Below are 6,250 nucleotides of genomic sequence, written 5' to 3'. Positions count from 1 at the left end.
TCAGTCAATACATCGGGTGACTGAACCACCGCATTCGCGAGCAAGCCCGCTCCCACATTTTTGATCTTCATCAACCTGTAGATAGCGTAGTCTCATGCGGCACGCCATTTCTCTCGCCCTGCGGAGCCCTGCCATGATTACCGTCCACCACCTCAACAACTCCCGCTCGCAACGCATCCTGTGGCTGCTCGAAGAGCTCGGCCTGCCGTACCAGATCAAGCGCTACCAGCGCGACCCGAAAACCAACCTCGCCCCGCCTGAGCTCAAGGCCATCCACCCGCTGGGCAAGTCCCCGGTGATTGAGGACGGCGGGCAGGTACTGATCGAGTCCGCAGCGATCATCGACTACCTGATCCGCCGCCATGGTGCAGGTCGACTGCAACCGGACCCGGCCACCGCGACTTATGACAAATACGTGCAGTGGCTGCACTTTGCCGAAGGCTCGGCCATGCTGCCGTTGATGCTCAACCTCTACGTCGGCCGCCTGGGTGAGGCGGGTGCGCCGTTGCATCCGCGGATCGAATCGGAAGTGGCCAATTACCTGGGCTACCTCAATGACGTGCTGGGTAAGTCGCCGTATCTGGTGGGGGATGAGTTGAGCGGTGCGGATATCCAGATGAGCTTTATCGGCGAAGTGGCCGGGGCCCAGGGTAAGTTGCCGGCCTATCCGAACCTGGCGGCGTGGGTGCAGAAGTTCCAGGCGCGCCCGGCTTATCGCAAGGCGGTCGAGCAGGGCGGCGAGTACGCATTCGCCAAATAAGGTGGCCCAGGGGGCATGCGTGCCCCCATTGCCTGCACGTCAGCGCACCACGTCAAACGCCGTGTATTCGTTCACATAATGCGTCTGGCTCGACGTCGATTCGAGGGTCAGGGCAACGCCCAGGTCTTCGATAAACACCCGTGAGGTCGTGTAGTCACCCTGGTCGCAGGCCAGTTTGATCGCCTCGCCGGTCAGCGCGGCAAACACCTGGCGTGCCGGAATGCGCGCGCCGACGGTGCAGGTCAAGGAGGTCTCGATGGGCTTATCGCTTGGCCGGGCGGGCAGGTTGACCATGCGCAATTGCGCCGTCAGCGTCTGGCCCGGCACCCAGCTGGCCGGCACCTTCAGCTCGGCTTCACGGGTTTGCAGCACCCGGCCATCGCCGACGCCGTTCATTTTCGATTTCAACTGGATCAGGTCGGCCTGAGTCAGGCGGTCCACGTTGAAGGTCTGGCCGTAGACCTCGTTCTTCATCAGCAAGCCACCCTCGGCCTTGAACGTGACCGACGTCGGCAGGTCTTTGCTGCCGTCGTTTTTCTTCGACAGGTAGGTGTAACTCAGGCTCTTGAATTTCGGTTGCAACAGCGGCGCGCCAAGCTGCTGGAGCACGTTGGCCGGCACCTCGACATCGCTGATATTCACCTCGGCCTGCGTGCGCGGGTAGTCCACCGGTGCGATGTCTGGCCGCAACCGCGCCAGCAGCCCGGCGTTGACGCCACCTTGTACCGAACAACTCACCCGCGCCTGCGTGCCCTGCTTGCCCTCCGGCTCGACGATCAGCACCCGCTCCACCTGGCGCATGCCCGGCGCCTTGCCCGGTTGGGGTTTGATGAACTGCCAGCCTTCGCCCACCTTGAGCTCGCTGCGGGTGTATTCCCGGTCGCCTTTTTGCAGCGCCCCGGGGTGTTCCAGCAGCGGCGCGAGGCGCTGGGCGACCTCGTCCACGCCGCCGTCGACAATAAAGCCCCAGTAATAAAACAGCCCCAACGGCCCGAGGTCGGTGACTTCGTCGCTGTAAGACAACAGCTTCAAACCGGCAATGGGCGGCGCGCTGACCGGCACCAGGTTGGCCTTGTGGTCGGTACGGTTTCTGACGGCGATCCAGGTGAAGTTTTTGTCCTGCTTGAGCGGCGCGTAGGCCTGCCAGGCGTCACGGTGAGTGTTCAGGCTGCTGAAGAAGCTGGCATCGCAGCGGGTGAAGGCCTTGAGCGTGTCGATCAGCGCGGCATCGGCGGCGTGGGCGAGGGTGGGCAGCAGCAGGGCGGTGGTTAGGGCAGCAGCGGCAAACGGCAACTTCATGGGGCGGGATTTCCGTATCAAAAAGGCGAGAGACAGGGCCGGGCATTATCCAGCAGTTGTGCAGCGGGCTCTAGTTGGCAGAGCGGGTCAGGCGCAGGCGCCAGTTGCCACCGTGCTGGGCTTGGCAGGCTTCTTCCGAGTCGAGTTGTACGCAACGCTTCAGCTGCACGGGCGGGATATCGGCGGCCAGCAGGGCGATGGCAGTGAGTTCGCGGATACGTGCGTCCACACCTGTGGCCAGGGCGTGATCCTTGTTCGCCCGCGTGTCGAAGACCCAGGTGATGACAAGGCTCTGGGGGAAGTCGGCGTAGTTGACGGTGTGGGTCAGCCAATCGAACCCCGGGATTTGCGCCTTGGCCGTTTCGCAGGCCTCGGTGAGTGCGGCGACCAGGCTGCGGTCTATACGGGCGCTGTCGCGTTTTGATAGGGCCACAAAAAGCTCCAGTTGAAAGCAAGGGCCGCAGGTTAGCAGGGTATGGGGGCCGTTTCAGCCGCGACGAATTTCCAATTAGTTGTAGAGATGCCTGCCTGGGCCATCAATACCCTGACCAGGAAGACATCGCTCGTACTTAGCGGATTGGATGAATATGAAGAACGTAAACATCTTGTTGGCAGCAGGCGCAATACCCTGGGTTCTAATGACCACCCAGGCATTCGGGTTTGGAGAGACGCACGATAAGGCGTGCCAGGACGCATGGTTCAAAAGCCAGGCCTACGCCACATGCTCCGGGTGGGGGTGGACGGAGCGGCAAGGCGATATGTGCACGCTTCGGCAAACCTGTGGCGATGGCGGCGGCCCAAAACCCGCGAAAACCAACGCATTGCCCAGCGTTTTTGAATACAGCCAGTCAACCCATGGCGACTATAGAGTGCCCATTGATAAGGTGCATGAATTGAACAATTGCGGCGGCGTACTGGTTGCGGGGAGCTGCCCGAAATAGCGCAGCGGCTGCACCGTGCCGTTCTCCATCATGGCGCCGGGCCGAACACCGCGAAGGGGCAGTCCGTCACCGAAGTTCCCCGGCAGAAGTCGCCTGCGCTCCAGTTCTCCCCGACGGCACGAGGGCGTACCGGGAAACGCTGAGACATCCGCAAAAACGCAAATTGCTCCGGCCCTTCGTAATCGCAGGCCACGAAGTAATATTCTGGCTGGCCCGGACCTGCCTGGCCCGTGCGGATAGCGGCCGATTCAAACTTCATCCCCTTGAGGTAGTGTTCTTCTGCAAAGGGGTTTTCGCCGCGCCATCCGCCGCCGGGTGCAATGGCGGAGTAGCTATAGCCTTGCGCCTCTTTGGTCTGATGGATGCTTCCTATGCCCGGGCACATGTTGGCGGCGGTGGGGGTATTGTCGCTGGGCGTGCAGGCGACCAGGCTCGCCAACACCGCTGGATAGAGCGCAACCCTGAAGGCTGAGGCGAGGGTGGGGGAGATCGAGCGAAAACCAAGCATGGCGCGTTCCTCGGTTGAAGGCACTTCACTCTGAGCGGCGGTGGCCTAGGCGGCTACTGTCATATCTGACAGTTCTATAGATGGATTCAGAATAACCATCGTGGCGCTGGCGCCTCACGCCTGCGGCCTTAGCGCGCTGATGATGAATGCATGCAGGCTGTTGACCGCCTTGGACCCCCGCGAGGCTCGGCTGCGTAGGATCGACACCTCCATAGGCTCGATGTTTCCCAGGCCGTGCTCACTGCCCAACACTTGCAGTGATGGCTGCACCGTACACTGGGTAATCGCGGCAATCGCCAGTCCCCCTTCAACGGCTGCCACCTGGCCCGCCAGGCTGGAACTGTTGTACACCACCTTGAACTGGCGACCCTGCTGGGCCAGCGAGTTCACCGCATAGCGCCGCGCCAGGCTGGCGCTTTCGTACACGGCGATAGGCACCGGGTCGCGCCGCCACAGTTCGAACTGCGGCGACCCCACCCACACCATCGGTTCATGGAATAGAAACGTGCCACTTTGCGGCGAGTCCCTGGACACCAGCGCCAGATCAAGCTCGCCGCTGCGCAACCGTGGGATGAGTGCGGTCGATTGTTCACAGGTCAGTTCGATCTCCACCCCCGCGTGGCGCGGCGCAAAGCGTTTGAGCAGTGGCGTGAGGTATTTGGCTGCGTAGTCCTCGGCCACGCCCAGGCGGATTCGCCCGGTCAGCGCCTCCCCATGGAACGCAGCCTGGGCCTCGGCGTGCAGCGCCAGCATGCGCCGGGCATAGCCCAGCAGCGTCTGGCCGTCATCGGTCAGTTGCAGGTGGCGCGGGCCACGGTTCAACAAGGGCCGCCCCAGCGCGGCCTCGAGTTTCTTCATCTGCATGCTCACGGCCGACTGCGACCGGTTGACCTCATGGGCCGCGCCCGACAGCGAACCGGCGTCCACCACGGCGACAAAACACTTGAGCCAATCAATCTGCAAATCGCTGGAAGGCATGACGCGGACCTCTATTCGTTAATCGAATGACTATGGTGTGAATTATGCGCTTTTCAGGGTAGCTGTTCCCTCGCAAAATGCAGGCCTCCATCAACCTCTGCCGGACCGGATCATGCCCTTCGAAACCTGGTTGCTGTACCTGATTACCTGCTGCGGCATCGCGGTCGTGCCGGGCCCCAACGCCTTGCTGGTGCTGACCCACGGCGCGATTCACGGGCGGCGCAGAACGCTGTTCACCATCAGCGGCGGCGTGCTGGGCTTTGCCCTGGTGCTGACGTTGTGCGCCTTGGGATTGGGCGCGCTGATCCAGGCTTCGGCCAGTTGGTTCACGGCCTTGAAGATTGGCGGCGGCCTGTATCTGGTGTGGCTGGGCTTCGGGCTGTGGCGAGCTGCCCCCGTCAGCCTGGAGATGGCCGGCATGCCAAGCCTGCGACGCTGGTCGCTGTTTCGCCAAGGGTTGGTGTCGGCCCTTTCGAATCCCAAGGCGCTGTTGTTGTTCACGGCCTTTATTCCGCCATTTCTCGACCCGCACAGGAACCTCATCGCGCAGACGGCGGCCATTGCGCTGACCTACGCCGTGGTGGAATTTTGCGTTGAATACCTGGTGGCCAGTGCAGCGCATCGCGTGCGGCCGTGGTTGGCGCGGACTGGGCGGCGGTTCAATAAGGTGTGTGGTGGGTTCTTTGTGGTGTTTGGGTTGGCGTTGCCTGTTCATAGCTGAGGGTAAGGCGTCCCTCGTAGGTTGCCATGCGAAAGATGGCATAATGCAATCAACTTTAAGCAAGCATAGGGAAATGAGCCTTGCTCTCTCGGATCAAGCGCGGCGCTGGCCACAGGACTGCACTGCACCTCTTGGCGGTACTGACACTCACCACACTCATCAGCGGCTGCCAAAGCAGTATGACCTTGGATGATCCTATTGCCAGCCTGCGCTGCTTGGGCTATCTCGACGACGTCTCAATGACGCGTCAGCAGGTCGACTACATCCGGGCCCGCAGCGACATCGGCGACGTGACATGCAAGACCTGGCTTGCCGGGATGTATGCAAACGGCTCCGGTGTAGACCAAGACATTCCCAAAGCCAAAGCGCTTTACCTCGAATTGGCCGGTGTTAGTGAGCAGGCTTACTATTTCCTTGGTGACATTGCCGAGAGTGGGGCCGACGGGCCGCCCGACTATGTGAAAGCCCGGCAGTTTTACCGACGGGCGATGGTTGGAAAGGGCAGCCCCCGTGCCGAAACCAGACTGGCCAAACTGATGGAAGACGGTAAAGGCGGCCCTCAAGATCTCGAAGGCGCCCTGGCGCTCTACCTGTACTCAACCAAGCCCAGTGAAGAAACCTGGGGCGGCATTCAGCGGGTGCGAGCCCGTGGCGTGACACTCACCGACGAGCAGGTACAACGCTATAACCAACTGTGGGTCGGTGGGACGAAGGGTAGGCTGAAACGCAAGATGTGGCGTGTTCAGGACAAACTCGCCGAGACCTTCAAGCCTAGACCGGCAGGCAATGAGACCACTGTGAAAATAGAGTACTTACAAGGTTCCATTGTGCCTCGGCTGTCCATCGTGAACAGTTCAGGCGACAGCGCGCTCGACCAGGCGGTGCTCCAGGGGCTGGCAGATTTCCGTTTTAAGGACGGGCCGATATTGCCTCAGGGCCGCGACACGTGGGCGGCGCTGGCCGATGTCAGCGTGGGTTCGCACCGATAACGGGGGCATGGCTGCCAACCCAGCGAAATATCTTCGGCTGGCAGCGCTCACCAT

General features: G+C 61.6%; 7 protein-coding genes. 3 read left to right on the top strand and 4 right to left on the bottom strand.

The genetic code is table 11. The features are described from left to right. Positions 1 to 133: 133 nt before the first annotated feature. Positions 134 to 760, top strand: a complete 627-nt coding sequence (locus NUV89_RS14490) for a glutathione S-transferase family protein (protein WP_257781854.1) — start codon at positions 134 to 136, stop codon at positions 758 to 760. Positions 761 to 799: 39 nt separating this feature from the next. Here NUV89_RS14490 and NUV89_RS14485 read toward each other — a convergent pair whose 3' ends face one another. The 4 genes from NUV89_RS14485 to NUV89_RS14470 form a co-directional block, all read right to left on the bottom strand. Continuing rightward, positions 800 to 2,059 (bottom strand): hypothetical protein, encoded by a 1,260-nt coding sequence (locus NUV89_RS14485; RefSeq protein ID WP_257781853.1) that lies wholly within the window; start codon positions 2,057 to 2,059, stop codon positions 800 to 802. 70 nt (positions 2,060 to 2,129) lie between these two features. Continuing rightward, a complete protein-coding gene (locus tag NUV89_RS14480) occupies positions 2,130 to 2,492 on the bottom strand; it encodes a hypothetical protein (RefSeq protein WP_257781852.1) in 363 nt (120 codons plus the stop codon). 536 nt (positions 2,493 to 3,028) lie between these two features. Further along, a complete protein-coding gene (locus NUV89_RS14475) occupies positions 3,029 to 3,508 on the bottom strand; it encodes a hypothetical protein (protein ID WP_257781851.1) in 480 nt (159 codons plus the stop codon). A 114-nt stretch (positions 3,509 to 3,622) separates the two neighbouring features. Then, positions 3,623 to 4,486, bottom strand: a complete 864-nt coding sequence (locus NUV89_RS14470; RefSeq protein WP_257781850.1) for a LysR family transcriptional regulator — start codon at positions 4,484 to 4,486, stop codon at positions 3,623 to 3,625. Positions 4,487 to 4,598: 112 nt separating this feature from the next. Between NUV89_RS14470 and NUV89_RS14465 the strand changes: the two genes are divergently transcribed. Next, on the top strand, positions 4,599 to 5,207 hold the full coding sequence (locus tag NUV89_RS14465) for a LysE family translocator (RefSeq protein WP_257781849.1): 609 nt from the start codon (positions 4,599 to 4,601) through the stop codon (positions 5,205 to 5,207). An 80-nt stretch (positions 5,208 to 5,287) separates the two neighbouring features. Continuing rightward, positions 5,288 to 6,196 carry a sel1 repeat family protein gene (locus NUV89_RS14460; RefSeq protein WP_257781848.1) on the top strand — a complete coding sequence of 303 codons (909 nt, stop codon included), beginning with the start codon at positions 5,288 to 5,290 and terminating at the stop codon, positions 6,194 to 6,196. Positions 6,197 to 6,250 lie beyond the last annotated feature (54 nt).

Source organism: Pseudomonas sp. 18.1.10 (genome assembly GCF_024655625.1).
GTDB lineage: Bacteria > Pseudomonadota > Gammaproteobacteria > Pseudomonadales > Pseudomonadaceae > Aquipseudomonas.
This window is presented reverse-complemented; position numbering and strand designations above follow the sequence as displayed.